Annotated in this window: 26 protein-coding genes and 1 pseudogene; 26 read left to right on the top strand and 1 reads right to left on the bottom strand. The window is 53.3% G+C overall.

All coding sequences use genetic code 11. The annotated features are described in order from the left end of the window. Positions 1–69 precede the first annotated feature (69 nt). The 6 genes and pseudogenes from B3X29_RS01365 to B3X29_RS01340 all read left to right on the top strand — a co-directional run. Positions 70–1,053, top strand: coding sequence for a replication protein (locus B3X29_RS01365; protein WP_290503281.1), 984 nt, complete (start codon positions 70–72; stop codon positions 1,051–1,053). A 2-nt stretch (positions 1,054–1,055) separates the two neighbouring features. Continuing rightward, positions 1,056–1,832 (top strand): ATP-binding protein, encoded by a 777-nt coding sequence (locus tag B3X29_RS01360; protein ID WP_290503257.1) that lies wholly within the window; start codon positions 1,056–1,058, stop codon positions 1,830–1,832. Then, a complete protein-coding gene (locus B3X29_RS01355; RefSeq protein ID WP_290503256.1) occupies positions 1,822–2,133 on the top strand; it encodes a hypothetical protein in 312 nt (103 codons plus the stop codon). The genes B3X29_RS01360 and B3X29_RS01355 overlap by 11 nt, the downstream gene beginning before the upstream one ends. Further along, on the top strand, positions 2,130–2,744 hold the full coding sequence (locus tag B3X29_RS01350) for a hypothetical protein (protein WP_290503254.1): 615 nt from the start codon (positions 2,130–2,132) through the stop codon (positions 2,742–2,744). Before B3X29_RS01355 ends, B3X29_RS01350 begins: the two co-directional genes overlap by 4 nt. Before the next feature lie 29 nt (positions 2,745–2,773). Beyond that, positions 2,774–3,151 carry an Insecticidal toxin complex protein tccz gene (locus tag B3X29_RS01345; protein WP_290503253.1) on the top strand — a complete coding sequence of 126 codons (378 nt, stop codon included), beginning with the start codon at positions 2,774–2,776 and terminating at the stop codon, positions 3,149–3,151. Further along, positions 3,144–3,275, top strand: a pseudogene (locus B3X29_RS01340) (DNA polymerase III subunit theta); the annotation flags it as partial. The gene B3X29_RS01345 and the pseudogene B3X29_RS01340, both read left to right, overlap by 8 nt. 85 nt (positions 3,276–3,360) lie before the next feature. Here B3X29_RS01340 and B3X29_RS01335 read toward each other — a convergent pair. Beyond that, on the bottom strand, positions 3,361–3,846 hold the full coding sequence (locus tag B3X29_RS01335; protein ID WP_290503249.1) for a hypothetical protein: 486 nt from the start codon (positions 3,844–3,846) through the stop codon (positions 3,361–3,363). Positions 3,847–4,603: 757 nt separating this feature from the next. Here B3X29_RS01335 and B3X29_RS01330 point away from each other — a divergent pair. From B3X29_RS01330 to B3X29_RS01230, 20 genes are all read left to right on the top strand, one after another. After that, positions 4,604–4,843: a hypothetical protein gene (locus B3X29_RS01330; protein WP_103179500.1), complete on the top strand. Its 240-nt coding sequence runs from the start codon at positions 4,604–4,606 to the stop codon at positions 4,841–4,843. Between the two features lie 34 nt (positions 4,844–4,877). Beyond that, positions 4,878–5,474, top strand: a complete 597-nt coding sequence (locus tag B3X29_RS01325; RefSeq protein ID WP_290503247.1) for a DUF1367 family protein — start codon at positions 4,878–4,880, stop codon at positions 5,472–5,474. Positions 5,475–5,478: 4 nt separating this feature from the next. Continuing rightward, positions 5,479–5,679 carry a hypothetical protein gene (locus B3X29_RS01320; RefSeq protein WP_290503246.1) on the top strand — a complete coding sequence of 67 codons (201 nt, stop codon included), beginning with the start codon at positions 5,479–5,481 and terminating at the stop codon, positions 5,677–5,679. 2 nt (positions 5,680–5,681) lie between these two features. Next, positions 5,682–6,287, top strand: coding sequence for a recombination protein NinG (locus B3X29_RS01315; RefSeq protein WP_290503244.1), 606 nt, complete (start codon positions 5,682–5,684; stop codon positions 6,285–6,287). Continuing rightward, positions 6,284–6,424 (top strand): YlcG family protein, encoded by a 141-nt coding sequence (locus tag B3X29_RS01310; RefSeq protein ID WP_057107415.1) that lies wholly within the window; start codon positions 6,284–6,286, stop codon positions 6,422–6,424. The genes B3X29_RS01315 and B3X29_RS01310 overlap by 4 nt, the downstream gene beginning before the upstream one ends. After that, complete coding sequence (locus tag B3X29_RS01305; RefSeq protein WP_290503243.1) at positions 6,421–7,251, top strand: antitermination protein; 831 nt, start codon at positions 6,421–6,423, stop codon at positions 7,249–7,251. The genes B3X29_RS01310 and B3X29_RS01305 overlap by 4 nt, the downstream gene beginning before the upstream one ends. A gap of 429 nt (positions 7,252–7,680) precedes the next feature. Beyond that, positions 7,681–7,866 (top strand): hypothetical protein, encoded by a 186-nt coding sequence (locus tag B3X29_RS01300; RefSeq protein ID WP_103179507.1) that lies wholly within the window; start codon positions 7,681–7,683, stop codon positions 7,864–7,866. A 161-nt stretch (positions 7,867–8,027) separates the two neighbouring features. Further along, the gene (locus B3X29_RS01295) at positions 8,028–8,351 is read left to right on the top strand and encodes a four-helix bundle copper-binding protein (RefSeq protein ID WP_103179202.1); all 324 of its coding nucleotides are present in this window, start codon (positions 8,028–8,030) and stop codon (positions 8,349–8,351) included. Positions 8,352–8,872: 521 nt separating this feature from the next. Beyond that, positions 8,873–9,097: a class II holin family protein gene (locus tag B3X29_RS01290; protein ID WP_103179508.1), complete on the top strand. Its 225-nt coding sequence runs from the start codon at positions 8,873–8,875 to the stop codon at positions 9,095–9,097. Continuing rightward, a complete protein-coding gene (locus tag B3X29_RS01285) occupies positions 9,075–9,638 on the top strand; it encodes a lysozyme (RefSeq protein ID WP_103179509.1) in 564 nt (187 codons plus the stop codon). The genes B3X29_RS01290 and B3X29_RS01285 overlap by 23 nt, the downstream gene beginning before the upstream one ends. 210 nt (positions 9,639–9,848) lie before the next feature. Next, entirely contained in the window at positions 9,849–10,175 is a 327-nt protein-coding gene (lysC, locus tag B3X29_RS01275; RefSeq protein ID WP_422655508.1) for an Rz1-like lysis system protein LysC, read from the top strand. Between the two features lie 126 nt (positions 10,176–10,301). Next, positions 10,302–11,225 carry a hypothetical protein gene (locus B3X29_RS01270; protein ID WP_103179511.1) on the top strand — a complete coding sequence of 308 codons (924 nt, stop codon included), beginning with the start codon at positions 10,302–10,304 and terminating at the stop codon, positions 11,223–11,225. A gap of 146 nt (positions 11,226–11,371) precedes the next feature. Then, positions 11,372–12,367 (top strand): terminase small subunit, encoded by a 996-nt coding sequence (locus B3X29_RS01265; protein ID WP_290503236.1) that lies wholly within the window; start codon positions 11,372–11,374, stop codon positions 12,365–12,367. Then, positions 12,345–13,652: a terminase large subunit domain-containing protein gene (locus tag B3X29_RS01260; RefSeq protein ID WP_290503235.1), complete on the top strand. Its 1,308-nt coding sequence runs from the start codon at positions 12,345–12,347 to the stop codon at positions 13,650–13,652. The genes B3X29_RS01265 and B3X29_RS01260 overlap by 23 nt, the downstream gene beginning before the upstream one ends. Before the next feature lies 1 nt (position 13,653). Continuing rightward, positions 13,654–15,060, top strand: a complete 1,407-nt coding sequence (locus tag B3X29_RS01255; RefSeq protein ID WP_290503234.1) for a DUF4055 domain-containing protein — start codon at positions 13,654–13,656, stop codon at positions 15,058–15,060. Beyond that, positions 15,044–16,129, top strand: a complete 1,086-nt coding sequence (locus tag B3X29_RS01250) for a hypothetical protein (RefSeq protein ID WP_290503233.1) — start codon at positions 15,044–15,046, stop codon at positions 16,127–16,129. Before B3X29_RS01255 ends, B3X29_RS01250 begins: the two co-directional genes overlap by 17 nt. An 80-nt stretch (positions 16,130–16,209) precedes the next feature. Next, the gene (locus B3X29_RS01245) at positions 16,210–16,980 is read left to right on the top strand and encodes a hypothetical protein (RefSeq protein WP_103179516.1); all 771 of its coding nucleotides are present in this window, start codon (positions 16,210–16,212) and stop codon (positions 16,978–16,980) included. 12 nt (positions 16,981–16,992) lie between these two features. Next, positions 16,993–17,946 (top strand): major capsid protein, encoded by a 954-nt coding sequence (locus tag B3X29_RS01240; protein ID WP_103179517.1) that lies wholly within the window; start codon positions 16,993–16,995, stop codon positions 17,944–17,946. Then, a complete protein-coding gene (locus tag B3X29_RS01235; protein ID WP_158251047.1) occupies positions 17,871–18,227 on the top strand; it encodes an Ig-like domain-containing protein in 357 nt (118 codons plus the stop codon). Before B3X29_RS01240 ends, B3X29_RS01235 begins: the two co-directional genes overlap by 76 nt. 37 nt (positions 18,228–18,264) lie before the next feature. After that, positions 18,265–18,747, top strand: coding sequence for a DnaT-like ssDNA-binding protein (locus B3X29_RS01230; RefSeq protein WP_290503232.1), 483 nt, complete (start codon positions 18,265–18,267; stop codon positions 18,745–18,747). Position 18,748 lies beyond the last annotated feature (1 nt).

Here is an 18,748-nt window from a genome sequence, read left to right as displayed (position 1 = left end):
AAAAGGCGAAAGCCGCGGTGCTCGAACACCAACGGCTTTCTGATGCAAAAACACTGCGTAATTGCAGAGATCAGTATGTCAAATACCGCTGAAATATACAAATTCCCCGCGCAGCAGGGAAAACAGGAGAGCCGCATGGCTGAACTGGAGAACGGCTATTTGCGTTTAGCCAACCAGATTCAGGATGCCCTGTGTATCGTCGAGTTATCAGGACGTGAGTTCCGTGTGCTGAACGCTATCGTTCGTCTGACGTATGGCTGGTCGAAGAAATCAGACCGGATCGCCAACAGCCTCATTGCAGACAAAACGACGCTGAAGGTGAAGCATGTCTCTGAAGCTGTGCTTAGCCTGGCTTACCGGAACATCATCATCCTGCGCCGGATTGGGCAAACCAGATACATAGGGATCAACACCAACCTGGATAAATGGGCTTACGCCAAGCCGAATTGCATGAAATGTCCAGCGGCTTTCCCTGCTGCTGAAGTTGTCTCATGGGTTATTACCCTCCCCGAAAGCGGAAATAACCATCCCCAAAAACAGGGAGAATCATCCCTGAAAAAAGGGATAACCATCCCCGAAAACAGGGATAGCAGTTTTACCCCCTCAACCATCCCTGAAAACGGGGATAACCATCCCCAAAAACAGGGAGAGGTATCCCTGAAAACAGGGAACACCAAAGACATTATTCCAAAGACAAATATAAATACAGATCTAACCCCCTCTAATCCCCCAGGGGGGAAGGTGAAGTTTGACCCGCTGAGTATCCCGGTTCCTGAATGGCTGGATGCGTCGTCCTGGAGTGAGTGGGTTGCCTATCGCAAGCAGTCTGGCAAAGCCATCAAAACCGAACTGACCGTCACCAAGGCTTTCAGCCTGCTGAAGCAGTGCCTGGACGAAGGCCACGATCCGGTAGCCGTAATCAACGCCAGTATCGCCAACGGGTATCAGGGGCTGTTCAAGCCTAAATTCGGACTGAGCAGCCGCAATGCGGGCCGGGATGTAAATCACATATCCCAGCCCGACAAGAAAATTCCAACGGGTTTCAGGGGGTAGCGATGAAAAGCCTAATCGGAACTGGCAGCGCACTTGAGCGCCTGAAGAAGTTCATCCCGGCCAGCGTACAGCCGAAATTTAACAGCGTCGAAGAGTGGCAGGCATGGCAGGAAGCTGAGGGCCGCAAGCGTTCTGAGGAGATCGACAAGCAGAATCAGCGTGCACGCTCGGAGAAGATTTTTGGTCGTGCTGGCATCCAGGCTCTGCACCGCAGCTGCTCGTTCGCAAACTACCAGGTGTCGAGCCCGGAGCAGCGCCAGGCGTACAGCATGGCGAAGAGCTACGCGCAGAATTTTGGCGGCGGCGGATTCGCAAGCTTCGTCTTCAGCGGCGCGCCGGGGACCGGAAAGAACCATCTTGCTGCGGCGATCGGTAACTACTTGCTGGCCGCTGGCCACTCCGTTCTGGTGGTGACCATCCCTGACCTGATGCTCCGTGTGCGCGAATGCTACGACGACGGCCAGTCCGAATCCTCCCTGCTGAATGACCTGTGCAACGTCGATCTGCTGGTGCTGGACGAAGTCGGGATCCAGCGTGGTTCCAGCGGTGAGAAGGTGATCATCAACCAGGTAATCGACCGCCGGCTTTCCGCCATGAAGCCAGTAGGCATCCTGAGCAACCTGAATTACGAAGAGTTGGTTGCCACACTCGGCGCGCGCGTCGTGGACCGTCTCCGGATGGACAGCGGCATTTGGGTCAATTTCGACTGGGCCAGCTACCGCGGGAAAGTGTCACACCTGCGTGCCGTGGGTAGCAAGGGGGTTGCAGATGGCCAGTAGCAACCTCTGGACAATCATCCGCGCCATCCAGCGCAGCGGGGAGATCACCCCGCGCCAGGTTCGCCAGCTGCTGGGCTGCGACAGCAAAAAGGCTTGTCGCCTGCTGGAGCACCTCGTTTCTGCTGGTGCTGTGAAGAACATTGGCCAGCGCCGCCACCCGGTCTACGTCATGGAGCCGGGCGGGGAGACTCGCATTAAGCCAATGCCGGTGGCGCGCCAGAAACCCAGCATTGCAGACGTTTGCCGCCAGAACTGGCAGGGCTATCAGATCCACAAAATTATCGGGAGTGCACGGGCATGAGTGATTCACTGAACAACAAAGAGCTGGTGGCCGTGGGTCATCAGTTTGCGAAGGCGATGAGCAGCGACACGCCGATCATGGACATTGCGAAGATTGTTTCGCGCCTGGCCGAACGTCTGGACTGCACCACCGCGGCGCTGCGCGAGATGACGAAGCAGCGGGATGCGCTGGCGGCCATGCAGCAGCAGGGTATCCGTAAAGCCCTGGATGAATGTTCCGAATATCTCGACAGGGACTGCGTCATGGAGACGAATGGCATTAGCTACGAAGATGCTGCTCAGCGAGAAGTAGGCGCAATGGCTCTTCATGATGCAGTACTTCGAGTTGTCATGCCTCAGGGCAACCAGCGCGACTTATCGTATCCAGTAGATCCGCAGGTTGCTGCATACCAGAAAATCATGCAGCAGGCCATTCCTGATGGGTGGATTGCTGTGCCTGTTGAGCCGACAGAGAGCATGATCATTGCTGGTTTCGAAGCAGAACTACGCGAAGAGTTACGCGATTCAGAAGCGTGGGAGGCATTCGAGGCAATGAGTGGCTGCGAACAGGCGGCGCACCGGGCTAAGTGGTGCTGGGCTGCGATGATTGCAGCAGCACCTCAGCAGGTGTGATGTATAATCCTCTTCAATATGGAGGGGATATGAAATTAAAGGTATGTATTTTGATATCAGCAGCGCTTGTCTCCTTGAGTGCGAGCGCTGCACGCAGTGGCTTGGAATTTGCTGTAAACGGGAAAAATTACGCATTCATGCCTGATTGCATAAAGGAAATTAATTATACGGGAAAGGATGAGGGAGAAAGTTTATCCATCAACTTTACCGATTATTGTGCGAATAGGATTCGATCCATTTCTAAGGAAAATATGGGTGGCATGATGGATGTTTCATATTTAGGAAACGTTTTATTTAGTGGCCCAATCTTAACACAGATTAGCGATGGGTTTCGTTTCTCGACAGAGCGCACTTCAAGGGTTGTCTTGGGACGTATTCTGAATGATTACGAAGTAATCGATGATTAATCACAACATTGCAGAAAAACCACAGGAAGACTTCGACAAGGGGAACATTGACCTTGCAGCTTCCGTAGTTGCGTACAAAGAGCGCCTGAACATGCCGGTGATCGTTGAGGCGCTGGTGCGGGAAAATTTGCCGGAGCTATGTCAGTCAAAGCAAATTGCACCTGACCTATAATCCCCTCAATGCTGAGGGGATTATATTAGTAATCAGATTATTTTTTTGTTTCCCTTTTTGGAAAGGGAAGCTTCAAATATTCCATGTCATAGTTAATTTCTACTTCATTGACCCATTTCCACCACTTATCTCTATAATCAGCAGCAAAACAGTGCTCTTCAGCATCCTGAAGGTTATCTAATAATTCTTCACTCAGTTCAGGGTGTATTTTAATGAAATCGTTGAGGTTTTTTTCAAAAATACAAGAACGAATAACCATGCAATAGAATACTTTTCGCATTTCTGCTAATTGTGCCTCATATGCTTTAATCTTCCCTTTATACTGAGCTTCCATTGCATTTTTTTGAATCCTCAGTTTTGAAAGAGCGGCATCCGCGTCCAAGCGCTGCTTTTGTAAATCAAGCTCATAAGCGAGTTTTTCTTTATGAGCAGTTTCGCTTGCTCTATGTGCTTCTCTATCCCTTTGCGCGGCATCGAAGTCGTGGTTAAAAAATGGATTATTACCTTTTCCCCAGAAACCCATAGACATATCCTCAATTTAATTTGCTTGATCCCACAGAGATTCTCAGGCTCATCTTCCCAAATTAAGGAGTATATGGCAATATAAGCCCCCTCCGTTTGTCGAAGTTCAGGTGCGTGCCAATCTGCCAGAGTTATGCGAACAGCGAGAACAGGCCGCATAACCTACCATACAAGCGATATGCGAATCCCCATATCGACAGCCAGGGCCTCTCCGGAGGCCTTTTTCTCACCCGTCGGCATCCCAGAAAGTTGCTGCTGTAACGTCTGATTGATAATACCGATCGATACAAGAATATTGATCTATGAAATCGATCAGTTAATAACCGGCGACCGGCAACAAATTATCAACCTGACAAAAAGTGTCACCCCATTAAATTATCCATAAAAGCTGCTTCACCCCTCGCCCAGAGGAGGTGAGAGTTTTTTAATCAGGTATTTACCCCGGTGCTCTCTGTGCCGCCAAAGTGTTAAAAAATAAGGTCGGTTTTTACACGGAAGTAGCGTAAAAATTTATTTAAATCAATCAGATGAATGGACTTGCACAGGCATGTATTTCATGTGCATACTTAAGCCAAACGAATAAATACTGTTTATACATACAGTATTTTGTTGTATGGTTAAGATGCTACAGAGAAAAATGAATTTTTCTTCCGGCGAACCTATTAGGAAATTTGCGCCATTTGGTATTTTGGCTCTGTGGAGTGGAGTTCTCCCCGCCGGGAGAGGGTATTTGGTGATAGCAAAGTGAGGAGGTCGATGTGAAAGAAAAGCAGGAGCAGGGTGACTGGTACGACATTATCAGGCGTTCAGACGGCAAGCTTATTGGATCTATGCCGTTTGAAAGCCGATGTCTCGTCTACACCAGGAATGGTCTGGTGTCGTGCCGCCCGCTGCTGGAGGACGAAGGGATCTTCAATCTGTCGTCCGGAACCCGTTTTCTTCGCCGCCTCGGCTACCGCGTCAATCAACCCTCTGATATTATGATATCAACGGACTGAACACCCGTTGACCTGATGCGCCACGGAGAACACCATGGCGCAGTTACAACTCATCAAACAGTCCTCAGGAATCCTGATCCCGGCCACGCCGGAGACCAGCGACTTTCTGCAATCAAAAATCAAGCTCGGCGCCGTGCTGGTGGCCGACTTCAAACAGGTCCGTAATCCGGCCTTCCATCGTCGTTTCTTCGCTCTGCTGAATCTCGGCTTCGAATACTGGGAACCAACCGGCGGCGCTATCTCATCCAACGAACGCAAGCTGGTGACCGGCTATGCCAAATACCTGGCATCGTTCGGCGGGAGTGAAACCGCGCTGCTGGATGCTGCTGAGCAGTATCTCGAACGCATCGCTGATAAGCGCACTGGCAGCATCAGCGCCTGCAAATCCTTCGACGCGTATCGCGCCTGGGTGACCATCGAATCCGGGCATTACGACGCCATCCAGCTGCCTGACGGCACCCTCCGGAAACATCCCCGCAGTATCGCTTTCGCAAACATGGACGAGACCGAGTTTCAGCAGCTCTACAAAGCCGCGCTTGATGTCCTGTGGCGCTGGATATTGTCGCGCGCATTCAGGGACCAGCGCGAGGCCGAGAACGCCGCTGCGCAGCTGATGAGCTTCGGGGGCTGACCAGATGGCGAAATCATGGTTCCACCACACCGAATGCACAACCGAGCAGGCCGATGAGCTTCAGCGGCAGTATCAGCGTCGCGGCGTTGCCGTAGAGCGCAGCCTCAATCCTGATTACCTCACCTGGACCGTCAGCGTGGAGCGGCAGGAGGTTACTTACCTCGAGCCCACGCCGCGTACGTTCCGCCAAAAGGTCTGGGGGTGAGCATGGCTAAGAAACCCCGCCGTAAGTGCGTAAACCAGATCTGTCGTGAGTGGTTCCACCCCGTGCGTGACGGCCAGGTGGTCTGCTGCTACGAGTGCGCCACCGCCGTTGCCAAAGCGCAGACAGCTAAGAACCGGGCTGAGGCTCTGCGTGCGGAGAAGAAGCGCCAGCGCGAAGAGGAGAAGGCGAAGCGTGCGCGGCAGGCTGAACGCCGCCAGGCGGTGAAGCCATTGAGTTACTTCCGCGACCTGGCCCAACAGGCTTTTAACGAGTTCATCCGATACCGGGATCGGCATCAGCCATGCATCAGCTGTGGTCGATATCACTACGGTCAGTATCACGCCGGGCATTACCGCACGACTGGTGCCAATCCGGAGCTGCGCTTCAACGAGGACAACTGCCATCGCCAGTGCGCCCCATGCAATAACCATCTTTCTGGCAACCTTACCGCCTACCGTCCGGCGCTTATCGCTAAAATCGGCCAGGCCCGCTTTGATGCCCTTATGGGCCCGCACGAATTACCGAAATGGAAGCGCGACGACTACATCCGGATCCGCGACGAGTATCGCTCAAAACTCAAACAACTTAAGCAGCAGGTGGCCGCATGAAACCAGAACTGATCGAATCGCTTCGCATGCGCTGGCTGCGCCTCCGCATTTATCGCCGTCCGGGTACGGTGCTGGTGGACTATCGCATCCTTCGTAACTTTATTCGCATCTACCAGATTGCAGGAGCTGCAGCATGAACCTCGAAAACACCGTGAAATATCACTTCGCAAAGTCCACGATGATCAGCGACTCCCCGCGCGCCACTGCATCAGATGCACTGACCTGTACAGATATCATGGCTGCCATGGGCATGACGCAGGAACGCGCCGCCATGGGGTACAGCGCTTTCCTCGGAAAGATGGGGATCAGCAATAACGACAGGGAGCGGGCGATCGCGCTGTTGGCCGATTACGCGCTGAGCAAATGCGATAAGGTCGCCGCGCTGCGCAAGCTGGATGCCGCGGTTAAGCCACTGGTGATGCGCCAGCTGGCCGCGTTCGCCTTTGAGGACTATTCCCGCAGTGCCGCCAGCGTGAAGCCGTGCGATTGCTGCGCGGGGCGGGGGTTCATTGAGGCTGATGTGTTTAGTATGAAAACCAGCATCTCTGGATGTGCAAAGGACATCATCCAAAAATCAAAAAAATGGGGACTGAAGGTTATCCCATCGCAGCATCAGAATCGGCGTGAGGTGAAAGAGGTGACCCGGGTGCTGTGCTCAGCCTGCAAAGGGAAGAAGGTTATCAGCTGTGCCTGTAACGATTGCCGGGGGCGCGGCACAGCCGTAAACCAGAAAGAAACGAAGAAGCAGGGCGTACCGGTGTTTGGCACCTGCAAGCGCTGCAGCGGGCGTGGTTATGAGCGAATCCCTTCAACTGAGGCATATGCGGCTATTTGCCGGCTCACCGATGCGATCACTGTCGCCACCTGGGAAAAGTCGGTCAAGCCATTCTACGATCAGCTGATCACTAAATTCGACATTGAAGAGGCGTGGGCAGAGGCGCAGCTGAAACAGATAACGCGATAGCGCTCACGGAAATAGCTTACGTTTCAAGCGAGGGCTATTTACTTTTCCGGAATCTGTGTTAATTTCTTACTAACGATGGGCTTTATATGTCCAGAGTTAAAAATCCTGAACCTCGCTATGGCGGGGTTTTTTATTATTAAGTAACTTGTAAGTTAAATGTATCTTTTAAGGCGCAAGCAACGTAGAGTGCCCGGGTGGTGAATCCCCCTCAGCGGTGGGGCGGCTAGGCAAAACGAGTCGGGTTTGTAAACGCGGTTCTGTGGTCTGGCGCAGAGTCACCGGGAGGCACCCGGCATCACACCCACTCATGCACTTCTTTGTCCGGCCCTGATGTAAGTTATGTGGCGCACAGCAAGCCTGGATTCCGGTTTACATATCAGATAATGTCATCTTGATGAGTTCTGTCAGAGCTTGCAGAGGACAATGATTATGGAGGAAGGATTTTACTGGATACAGCACCAAGGGAAGGTCCAGGTTGCCTACTACACCCACGGAGAAACCGAAGACCTTGAAACGGGTAAGACCGTAACCGGTATCTGGCATCTGACGCAGGGGGATCCCATTTGTGATAATGGTGAAGCAGAAGTTCTGGAAGGTCCTCTTACACCATCATGAGATCGTTAGTCGTTTCGGAATTTGATGAAGGTAGTCGTTATTCGAATGCGTTCCCTGTAATTACAATTTAGGCGAATTTGGAATAACGCTCCTATTAACTGGCATCATCGCACTTCTGTAACCAGACTTAGTTTTCTGCTTACGACTGAAAGGAGCGAAATATGCCAATTAACCATGCTGAATGCATCGAGGCCTGCTACAAATGCGCGGCTGCCTGTGATTATTGTGCTGCTTCATGTCTGAAAGAAGAACAAGTGGATATGATGCGTGAGTGCATAAGACTCGATATGCAGTGCGCGAATATTTGTCGGCTCGCAGCGCAATTTATGACCTTTGATAGTGAATTTGCCAAATCGCTATGCCGTGTCTGCGCAGAAGTCTGTCAGAAATGCGGTGAAGAATGTGGGAAGCACGAAGCAGAACATTGTCAGAAATGCTCTGAAGCTTGCCTTCGTTGCGCAGAAGCGTGCCGCTCGATGGCTTAATGGAACTTGCTTCCAGTTTTCTGTTTGAGCATCGACACTTTAGAATTCTGACAAACTTTTGCTATTGTTAAGAGTCAGGTGAATCCCCCTGTGCGGCGGGGCAATCCAGTTAACTGCTAAGTGCAGATATGCTTGCGGCTCGTATAACTGGTAGCGAGTCACCGGGAGGCACCCGGCACCTGTCTTAGTATCAATACCTGGGTTTAGTATTACCTGCTTGCAAAAGCAGGCTTTTTTTATATGCGCTTCGTTAGTAGTGCTATTATTTAATCGTAACCAAGTCATAACCATTAACCGGAGCTCCTGACCGGTCAGTAATGCTGCTCGACACAGTTGCAATACGGATGGTGGCTGGGGAACATACCTACCTACTTAGATTTAAACTCAGTTAGGCCCGCTGAAAATGCGGGCCTTTTTTTATCTCAGGCTCCCGGAACTCCCATCACTCGTCTTGTCGTTAATTCGTCCGGAGAGCCTGATCCCAACTACACACAGCACCCCGGAATTATCGGAGGTGAGAGATGTTTCGAATGGACAAAATAACCACCGGCGCAGCTTATGGCGCCTCTGCGGGGAGCGTGTTGAACGGCATTCTTAACGCATACAGCCCTGAGCAGTGGAACGCCATCGGCGTGCTGGTGGGCATAGTAGTTGCTGTTCTTACGTACCTGACAAATTTGTACTTCAAAATCCGCGAAGAAAACCGTCGCAACAGGAGCCGGCATGAACCCGACATTGAGGAATAAGCTGATGGCCGCGATTGCTGGCGGTTCGGGAGCCATCACGATTGCAGCGGTTATGCTGGGCAATGCTGGCGGACTGGAAGGGCGAAGGTATTACGCATACCAGGATGTGGTTGGCATATGGACCGTATGCGACGGACACACTGGAGCTGACGTTCGGCGCGGTTACCGCTATACCAACCGGGAATGCGATGCCCTATTGCAGTCAGACCTGCGCAAGGTGGCAGCGGCCATCGATCCGTTGATTAAGGTTCGTATCCCTGAGACCACCAGAGCGGCGCTTTACTCGTTCACCTATAACGTGGGCGCTGGCGCGTTTGGCAAATCAACGCTGCTGAAAAAGCTGAACTCCGGTGATGTAGCTGGTGCCTGCAAAGAGCTGCAGCGCTGGACGTACGCTGGCGGGCAACAGTGGAAAGGCTTGATCACCCGACGCGAGATAGAGCGCTCAGTCTGCGAGTGGCAGCAAAAGCCGCAGCTGTTTGACGGTGGCGCCGGGCCGCTTAACCCGGGTACTCCACCATCAGCCCCGGGAGTGTTCTGATGAAACTCCACTATCTCATTGCGATCGCAATATTCATTCTCTGCCTGTTCGGCGGGGCATGCTGGTCAGCCTGGCATTACAGCGATAAGGCCAGCCGGGAAAAGGCGCGGGCGGATAGCGCAGAACAACAGGCCGAATCGGCAAACATCGTCACCGCCAACGTGATTCAGGCCGTGAACATCATCAACGCTATTTCAGAGGCCAATCAGGATGCCAAGAACCAGATCGCACTGGAGTCACAGGGAGCCCAGGCAGATGTCAAAGCGGCTATTGCGAATGATGACTGCGCTCATCGGCCTGTCCCTCCTGCAGCTGCTGACCGGCTGCGGCAGTTCGCGGACAGTTTACGTGCAAGTTCCGGTGGTGCCGCTTCCGGCAAACCTGACAGCTGAGACGCAACAGCCAGCCATTCCCGAACCGCTGACCTACGGGGCCAGCCTGGATTTGAATGTGAGCCTTCTGTCGGCGCTGGGCCAGTGCAACATCGATAAGGCCAGTATCAGGAAGGTTGAAGCATTGCGTGCCTCGCAATATTAGTTCTAAGCTCATTCTGGAGAGCTTATAGTCAGGAAATAAGTTATTGAGTAGCTAGATCTAAATCATAGATGTTAGTGAAAAAGATTGGTATTGTTCAAATATCACTCTCCACAAATGGATATTCACATGCTGTCATTAATATTTGGTGCTGGTGCAAGTTACGGCTCAGAAGCTAAAGGTGTTCCTACCCCTCCTCAAGGTGATTACTTATTCGGTGAACTTGAAAAGCTAAATGGGGCTTATTCAAGGCTGCCCGAAGAAATAAAGCATGAATTTCGTGAGAAGGGTTTTGAGCAAGGCATGCTTGTTGTACCAAACGACAGTTCGATAATTAATCCTTTGCAAAAAGAGTTAGCTTTATATTTATCTGCGTTTAAACCAAGCGAAAAGAATGTTTACGTCAAGTTGTTTAGGATGTTAGGTGGTTTAGTTAATGAAATTCATCTGATGACATTAAATTATGATTTGTTGATAGAGCAATCACTTGCAATTTCTGGAGCCAAATATGTGCGTTATGGAGTACATGAGGGAGAAGTTTCTTTATTGAAGGTTCATGGTTCCTCTAACTTTGTTCCAGACGTGGGTGAGAATTTTTTAGGGGGGATGACAGCAGTTAATTGCGGTTCTTTCATTAGAACAGATCGCATGGATTTTCTAAATAATCACAATGATATCCAGCACTGGTGTGATAGTCCTAAGTCCGCCTTTTTAAGTCCGATGATGTGCATGTACAACAAAGAAAAAAGAGCGGTGATAAATAAAGAGATGCTTGAGACTTTAAAAAGCGATTTTAATAAGGCAGTAACTGAGTCCGAAACGGTTGTTATTGTAGGTGTTAAATACGTTCAACATGATCATCATATTTGGGATGCGATTTTAGATTCAAAGGCGGATGTTATTGTTGTTGATCCAAAACCTGATGAAGAATTGATTGGTGAGCTTAATCGGAAGCAAATAAATACAACTATAATTAGGAAGCCTTTTGATGATTGCGTGATGAGATTAGCAGGGTTGATTCGTAGCAAGTTAAGAACGAAAAGTGTCTTATAAGTGCCGTTAAGCACATTGATGTTTGGTGCTATTGATAATCCACGTTTGGGTAAGTCTGAACTAACTTTATTGGTATGTTAATTATGTCATTGTAAAAGCCACTTCCGAGTGGCTTTTTTAATGATTTTAATCCTGAGAGCAAAATTATGGCAAAACCGGACTGGGGCGTGCTTCAGCAACGGTTCCTGTCCGACCATGCCGTAACCGGCGTATCACCGAAGGAGTGGTGTGAAGCGCAGGGACTGAATTATGCAACCGCACGCCGACATATCAAAAAGCCTAATGCGCAAACTGCGCAAAAAACTGCGCAGAAGAAAGTGCGCACTGCGCAAAAGAAAAAGTGCGCAGATGAGCTGGTAGATGATGATGGCTTGACGGCCCAGCAAAGACTTTTCGTCGCAGAATACCTGAAGGATCGCAATGCTACACAGGCAGCTATCCGGGCGGGATACAGTACAAAGACCGCAGATCAAATAGGTCATCAGCTACTTAAGAAAACTTCAGTTGCGCAGGCCATAGAGCGCCAGCAGAAAGCGTCTATTGAGCGCACGCTTGGTAGTGCCGATGAAGTTCTCTCCCAGATGTGGCAACTCGCCACCTTCGACGCAAACCAGCTTTCACAGTATCGTCGCGGTGCCTGCCGATATTGCTGGGGCTTCGGTCATCAATATCAGTGGCGCGATATGGTGGAGTTTGAAGAGAAGAGGCTGGAAGCAACAGAACGCGATAAGCGTGAGCCAGTCGATGTGGGTGGCTATGGCTACGACCACAACCGGGAACCTAACCCTGATTGCCCACGCTGTAATGGCGATGGAATAGGGAAGCCATACTTCGCGGATACCCGGAAACTTTCTCCTGATGCTGCCCTGGCTTATTCCGGCGTAAAGCTGGGTAAGAATGGTGTTGAGATAACAGCTATAAGCCGCGAGCGCATGTATGAGGCAGTGATGAAGCGCCTTGGGCTGGCTGATAGCGAGTTTGCGCAGCGACTACAGCAAATTGAAATTGAGCGCCGGCAGTTGGAGGTGGAGAAGCTCCGCAAAGAGCTTACGACCGATCCTGATGATGATGTTCCCGTACCAGTTGCAATCAATATTAACGTGGTAGACGCGAGGGTTCGTGATGATAGCGCCGACGCTTAATGTTCCCCAGGCGCGTTTCCTCGCTATGCCGCATAAGTTCAAAGCGTACGTTGCAGGGTTCGGTTCTGGTAAGACGTGGGTTGGCTGCGGCGGCATCTGCAAGGGAATGTGGGAGTTTCCCAAAATCAACCAGGGCTACTTCGCCCCGACCTATCCGCAGATTCGTGACATCTTCTATCCGACAGTGGAAGAGGTGGCGTTTGACTGGGGGCTGAAGGTCCAGATTAACGAGAGCAACAAAGAGGTCCATTTCTACGCCGGGCGGCAGTACCGGGGAACCACTATCTGCCGCTCGATGGAAAAACCGGCCACGATCGTCGGGTTTAAAATTGGCAACGCGCTGGTAGATGAACTGGATGTGATGCCCGCGCTCAAAGCACAGCAGGCATGGCGAAAAATCATTGCCCGCATGCGCTACAAGGTCTCCGGACTGCGTAACGGCATTGATGTCACCACCACGCCGGAAGGGTATAAGTTCGTTTACCAGCAGTTTGTCAAAGCACTACTCGATAAGCCTGAGCTGGCGACCCTGTATGGCCTGGTGCAGGCCTCCACATTTGATAACGAAGCGAACCTTCCGGATGACTATATACCGTCCTTATTGGCGAGCTATCCGCCGGAGCTGATTAAAGCCTACCTGCGCGGGCATTTCACCAACCTTACCAGCGGCACCATTTATCACCAATTCGATCGCAAACTGAATAACTGCGCTGACGAAGAACACCCGGGTGAGCCGCTTTTTATCGGCATGGACTTCAACGTTGGCAAGATGGCCGCCATCGTCCATGTGAAGCGTGAAGGGTTGCCACGTGCGGTGCGGGAGCTTGTGAAGGTTTATGACACCCCGGCGATGATCAAACGCATTCAGGAAGAGTTCTGGCGCTATGAGAACGGCCGCTATGTTGCCAGTCGCCAGATCTACATCTACCCGGATGCTTCCGGCGACAGCCGTAAATCTAACTGCGCCAGCCTGACCGATATTGCTCAACTCAAGGAGGCGGGATTCAGCGTGATGGTTAACGCTTCCAACCCACCGGTGAAAGATCGTATCAACTCGATGAACGCCATGTTCTGCAATGCGCTGGGTGAGCGGCGGTACCTGGTCAACGTCCAGCGCTGCCCGGTCTATACGGAAAGCCTTGAGCAGCAGGTATGGGATAAAAACGGCGAGCCGGATAAAAAGGCAGATAACGACCACCCCAACGATGCTGGCGGGTACCTCATTGTGAAGGATTACCCCATCGTCAAACCGGCATACTCAATCACTATGGATACCACCTTCTGATATGGCTAATAACGACATCACCTGGGTTCGTCCTGAACACCGGGCGGCTTGCGCTGCCTGGAAGAAAATCAGGGACTTCTGCAAAGGGGCGGAGGCGGTAAAAGATCCGGGCAACAACTATCTGCCTTTGCTCGACCCCACAGACAAGAGCTTACGCAACCGCAAGCGCAACGAAGACTACCTGCAGCGGGCGGTCTTCTATGCGATTACTGGTAATACCAAGATTGGCCTCCTCGGGCTGGCCTTCAGAAAGGATCCGACCTTTTCCGCGCCGGAGAAACTGAGCTATCTCCTGAAGAACGCCGACGGCGCTGGCACCAGCATTTACCAGCAGTCGCAGCTGGTGACCGAGAACGTGCTGGAGGTGGCCCGTGACGGGCTTTATGTCGATTACGCTGAGGGCAGTGGCCAGGCCATCATCCTGCGTTATCTGGCCGAGAACATCATCAACTGGCGCACGAAGCGTATCAACGGACGCGATCAACTGGTGCTGGTGGTGCTGCGGGAATGCGTGGAGAAGGAAGATGGTTATGCGTTCAAGGATGAGGTCCAGTATCGCGAGCTGGCGCTCAAAGAGGGGCGTTTCGTCTGTCGTGTGTGGCGTCGCAGCGGGGATGCCGGTTCCGGCGCGTTCGCTGTTACCAGCGAATACCAGCCAAAGCCCAAAGGCAAAGACAGCTGGGACGAAATTCCGTTCACCTTCGTCGGCGCGCAGAACAACGATCCTTCTATCGATGACTCTCCGCTGGCTGCGCTGGTGGAGATAAACCATGGACACTTCCGGAACAGCGCCGATTACGAAGACAGCGTGTGGTTCTCCGGCCAGGTTCAGCCGTACATGACGGGGCTGGATGAAGGATGGCGCGATCACCTGGAGAAGAAGGGGGTCAAAATCGGCTCCCGCTCGCCACTGCTTCTGCCCCGTGAGGGCAGTTTTGGTTATGCCCAGGCTCAGCCCAACATGCTGGCGAAAGAAGCGATGGACAGCAAGCGCGACTACATGGTGCAGCTGGGTGCGCGGCTCATTGAGCAGAACGCAGCGGTGAAGACTGCGACCCAGTCCAGCAGCGAGCAGACATCATCCACATCCGTGCTGGGTATCTGCGTGTCCAACGTATCAGAGGCCTACTCACTGGCCATCGGCTGGTGCGCGAAATATCTGGGCGTCGGCGAGCAGCAGGCGGCCTATGCGATCAACCAGGAGTTCATTGCTAAGGTCGCCGAGTCCGGCATGGTTACCGCTATTGTGAACGCCTGGCAGTCCGGTGCAATCCGCGACACTGATATGGTTCGTGCGCTGCAGAAGCTTGACCTCATCAATCCGGCAGACAGCCCCGACGATATTATTGACGAGCTGCACAACCCCAATCCCACCCTGATCGGCGGTAACAATGGCAACAGTAAATGAAAGGTTACGTGACGAAGCCATAGCCCACACCGTCTGGATCAGCCGCTACAGCACTGGCTTGGCAAACCGCATGGTGAAGCTGCTGAATGACAGTGACGCCGAACTCACCGCGCGCCTGCTGGTGGCGATGGACAGTCTGCCCACCAGTCAGTTTACCGTGGCCCGTCTCGAAAGTTTGCTTGGCAGCGTACGTGAGCTTAACCAGCAGGCCATCGCGGGCATGCAGACCAGCCTGGCGGATGAGCTTCTGCAACTGGCCGGGCACGAAGCGGGCTATCAGCTGAGCCTTTTTGATACGCTGCTGCCGCAGCGGGTGAAAGAGCGGTACCCGCTGCAGGGTATCACGCCTGAGCAGCTATACGCGGCAGCCATGGCCCAGCCCTTTCACGGGCGGTTACTGAGCGAGTGGGTCGATAATCTGGAAGCCGACCGCATGGCACGCGTTGTTAATGCAGTGCGCCGCGGCTACCTGATGGGTGATACCACGGAGACCATTGCCCGGCAGGTGCGCGGGATCGCCAGCAAAGGCTATAAGGACGGGGCGCTGCAGGTCAGCCGGACCAATGCCACCAGCATTACCAAAACGGCTGTGAATCACCTGGCGGCCACGGCACGGACTAACTTTGCAGAGGCCAACAGCGATATCCTGAAGGGTAAGCAGTGGCTCTCCACGCTGGACAATAAAACCACGCCGACGTGCATCATCCGTGATCGCCTGCGTTACACCCTGAACAACAAACCGATTGGTCACAAGGTGCCTTACCTGCAGGGGCCGGGAAAAATTCACTTTTGCTGCCGTTCCACGGAGACGCTGATTACCAAATCATGGCGTGAGCTCGGGATCGACAGCGAAGAGCTGGATGAAGGCATCCGCGCCAGCATGGACGGGCAGGTGCCGGCGGATACCACCTATCTTGAATGGCTGGCCCGGCAGTCGCCGCAGCGACAGGATGAGATCCTCGGGCCGGAGCGGGCCGCGCTTTACCGCGCTGGCGAGGTAAAGTTCGGGGAGATGTTCACGGACAAAGGCGAATGGATAAGCCTGGCCCGACTGAAAGCGCTCAGTTGACCCCAAAACCTTTTTACACATGGCTGCCTCCGGGCGGCCTTTTTTATTGGGCTAGGCCCATAACATCCCAAGGGGAAACCATGTTAATCCGAAATATGCTCCTGAAATACTACGCACCTGAAGACGATGGCCAGGGCAGCGGGGGGGGCGGTACCGAAATCACCCCAGAAATTCAGAAGCTGATTGATGATCAGGTCGCAGCTCAGGTGACCGGCCTGAAAACCAAAAACTCTGAGCTGCTGGGTACGATCAAGCAGCAGAAAGACAACCTGTCCCGCTATGAAGGCATCGACCCTGATGCCGTGCGCGGCATCCTGCAGCGTTTTTCCGACGACGAAGAGGCAAAGCTGATCGCCGCCGGGAAAATTGACGAGGTGCTGGATAAGCGCACCGAGCGCCTGCGCGCTGATGTCGATAAGCAGATCAAAGCGGCCAATGAACGCGCGGAAAAGGCCGAAGCCTTCTCCGGCAAGTTCCGGGATCGTGTACTGGGTGATGCCATCCGGGCGGCAGCGTCAAAAGCTGGCGCACTGGCGGAAGCATCCGATGACCTGATCCTGCGTGCCAGAGGCACATTCCAGCTCAACGACGAAGGCGAGGCCGTAGCAGTTGATGCGAATGGCGACGTTCTGTTCGGTAAGGACGGCAAAACCCCACTAAGCCCGCTTGAATGGGCGGAGTCGCTCAAGGAGACGGCACCGCACCTGTTCCCGCGTGCAGAAGGTACCGGTGCGGGTGGACACAAACCAGGCGGTGGTGGCAGCCAGAAACGTTCAGAAATGAGCGCCAGCGAAAAGGCGGACTATATCCGCAAGCATGGCCAGCAGGCCTTCCTCAAACTCCCGAAATAAGAGACTTACTCAATGGCTACAACTGTTAATAACGATCTGGTCATCTATGACGATTTGGCACAGACCGCTTTCCTCGAGCGCCGCCAGGATAATCTGGAAGTGTTTAACACCTCTTCCAATGGTGCGATCCTGCTGGATAACGAGCTGATTGAAGGCGACTTCCGCAAGCGCGCTTTCTACAAGGTAGGTGGCTCCATCGAGTCGCGTGACGTGAACTCCGTCGGCAAAGTGAACGGCAAAAAAATCGGTGCAGGCGAAGCGGTATCTGTTAAGGCGCCGTGGAAATACGGTCCGTACGAAACCACTGAAGAGGCATTCAAACGCCGTGGCCGCACGGTGGATGAGTTCTCCGAGGTGATCGGCGTTGATGTGGCTGATGCCACCCTGGAAGGCTACGTGAAATATGGCCTGAAGGCGCTAACGGCTGCAATCGGAGCTAATGCCGATATGGTTGTTACCGCCGATATCGAAACCGACGGAAAGAAAACCCTTACGCGCGGGCTGCGCAAATACGGCGACAAATTTAACCGCGTGGTGCTGTTCGTCATGCACTCCGCTACCTACTTCGACATCGTGGACGAGGCGATCGCCAGCAAGATTTACGAAGAAGCGGGCGTGGTGGTGTACGGCGGCCAGCCGGGCACCCTGGGTAAGCCGGTGCTGGTGACCGATACCATGGATGCCGCCGCCATTCTGGGGCTGGTGGCCGGTGCGGTGACCGTGACCGAATCGCAGGCGCCGGGCTTCCGCTCCTACGACATCAATGATCAGGAAAACCTCGCGGTTGGCTACCGTGCGGAGGGTACGGTGAATGTTGAACTGCTGGGCTACAGCTGGGATACGGCCAAAGGTGAGAACCCGGATCTGACCGCCATCGGCACGGCCGGTAACTGGAAGAAGCATTTCACCAGCAACAAGTCCACTGCAGGCGTGCTGATCAAGCTGGGAACCGCCCCGGGGGAGTAACACTGTCAGCGGATAAAACTTCCGCAACTGCTGACAGTACCGATGCGGTTACCCTTTCCCTGAAATATACGCGTAACGGCGCGGGCGTGTCCGGAGCGGCTGTCGCCTGGTCGTCTACTGGCGGCACGCTGAGCACTGCGGGATCGCAGACCGGCTCTGCCGGTGGCGCCACGGTGAAACTCACCTCTGATACTGCCGGAACGTTCACCGTAACGGGTACGGTCGAAGGTGTGGCACAAACCAGTGAAGAAATCACTTTCACTGCCGCTGCCGGAGAGTAACTGACGGGGCGAAAGCCCCGTTTCTTTGGGTGCAACGATGATCATTACCGATACCACTTCACCAGCCATGAACAGCTACGCGGGCGAGGCGGATTTGAGAGCCTTTGCAGAACTGCGCGACATTACGCTGCCGGAAAAGATCGCGCCGTTGCTCATCAGAGCGATGGATTACCTTGAAGGGCTGGACTGGTCTGGCTGGCGGATCAAACCGAATCAGGCGCTGGCGTGGCCGCGCGCCGGGATCATCCTTGACGGGTACGAGCTGCCTGCCGGTGAGGTACCGCGTCAGGTTGTTACTGCGCAGTGCATGCTGGCGGTCGAGGCGATGGATGGCGATCTGCTGGGCAGTGTGCGTGAGGCTGCGGTGAAGTCCGAGCGCGTGGAGGGTGCCGTAACCACGACCTATGCCGTCGCTGATGGTGAGGTGTTCAGACCTTCTTACCCGGCGGTGATGGCCCTGCTCGGCGATCTGGCGGGTGGTCGTGGCTATGCAGTAAATACTTTTGCGGAGCGTGCATAAC

Source organism: Leclercia sp. UBA5076, from assembly GCF_002416465.1.
Taxonomy (GTDB): Bacteria; Pseudomonadota; Gammaproteobacteria; order Enterobacterales; family Enterobacteriaceae; genus Enterobacter.
This window is presented reverse-complemented; position numbering and strand designations above follow the sequence as displayed.

Excerpts from the sequence above, each read along its gene's own strand:
- B3X29_RS01305 (WP_290503243.1), top strand. The coding sequence starts at position 6,421 with ATGAACCTCGAAAACACCGTGAAATATCACTTCGCAAAGTCCACGATG.
- B3X29_RS01265 (WP_290503236.1), top strand. The coding sequence starts at position 11,372 with ATGGCAAAACCGGACTGGGGCGTGCTTCAGCAACGGTTCCTGTCCGAC.
- B3X29_RS01320 (WP_290503246.1), top strand. The coding sequence starts at position 5,479 with ATGGCGAAATCATGGTTCCACCACACCGAATGCACAACCGAGCAGGCC.
- B3X29_RS01345 (WP_290503253.1), top strand. The coding sequence starts at position 2,774 with ATGAAATTAAAGGTATGTATTTTGATATCAGCAGCGCTTGTCTCCTTG.
- B3X29_RS01285 (WP_103179509.1), top strand. The coding sequence starts at position 9,075 with ATGAACCCGACATTGAGGAATAAGCTGATGGCCGCGATTGCTGGCGGT.
- B3X29_RS01250 (WP_290503233.1), top strand. The coding sequence starts at position 15,044 with ATGGCAACAGTAAATGAAAGGTTACGTGACGAAGCCATAGCCCACACC.
- B3X29_RS01240 (WP_103179517.1), top strand. The coding sequence starts at position 16,993 with ATGGCTACAACTGTTAATAACGATCTGGTCATCTATGACGATTTGGCA.
- B3X29_RS01290 (WP_103179508.1), top strand. The coding sequence starts at position 8,873 with ATGTTTCGAATGGACAAAATAACCACCGGCGCAGCTTATGGCGCCTCT.
- B3X29_RS01300 (WP_103179507.1), top strand. The coding sequence starts at position 7,681 with ATGGAGGAAGGATTTTACTGGATACAGCACCAAGGGAAGGTCCAGGTT.
- B3X29_RS01335 (WP_290503249.1), bottom strand. The coding sequence starts at position 3,846 with ATGGGTTTCTGGGGAAAAGGTAATAATCCATTTTTTAACCACGACTTC.
- B3X29_RS01295 (WP_103179202.1), top strand. The coding sequence starts at position 8,028 with ATGCCAATTAACCATGCTGAATGCATCGAGGCCTGCTACAAATGCGCG.
- B3X29_RS01360 (WP_290503257.1), top strand. The coding sequence starts at position 1,056 with ATGAAAAGCCTAATCGGAACTGGCAGCGCACTTGAGCGCCTGAAGAAG.
- B3X29_RS01255 (WP_290503234.1), top strand. The coding sequence starts at position 13,654 with ATGGCTAATAACGACATCACCTGGGTTCGTCCTGAACACCGGGCGGCT.
- B3X29_RS01245 (WP_103179516.1), top strand. The coding sequence starts at position 16,210 with ATGTTAATCCGAAATATGCTCCTGAAATACTACGCACCTGAAGACGAT.
- B3X29_RS01270 (WP_103179511.1), top strand. The coding sequence starts at position 10,302 with ATGCTGTCATTAATATTTGGTGCTGGTGCAAGTTACGGCTCAGAAGCT.
- B3X29_RS01315 (WP_290503244.1), top strand. The coding sequence starts at position 5,682 with ATGGCTAAGAAACCCCGCCGTAAGTGCGTAAACCAGATCTGTCGTGAG.
- B3X29_RS01310 (WP_057107415.1), top strand. The coding sequence starts at position 6,284 with ATGAAACCAGAACTGATCGAATCGCTTCGCATGCGCTGGCTGCGCCTC.
- B3X29_RS01350 (WP_290503254.1), top strand. The coding sequence starts at position 2,130 with ATGAGTGATTCACTGAACAACAAAGAGCTGGTGGCCGTGGGTCATCAG.
- B3X29_RS01230 (WP_290503232.1), top strand. The coding sequence starts at position 18,265 with ATGATCATTACCGATACCACTTCACCAGCCATGAACAGCTACGCGGGC.
- B3X29_RS01325 (WP_290503247.1), top strand. The coding sequence starts at position 4,878 with ATGGCGCAGTTACAACTCATCAAACAGTCCTCAGGAATCCTGATCCCG.
- B3X29_RS01355 (WP_290503256.1), top strand. The coding sequence starts at position 1,822 with ATGGCCAGTAGCAACCTCTGGACAATCATCCGCGCCATCCAGCGCAGC.
- lysC (WP_422655508.1), top strand. The coding sequence starts at position 9,849 with ATGCCAAGAACCAGATCGCACTGGAGTCACAGGGAGCCCAGGCAGATG.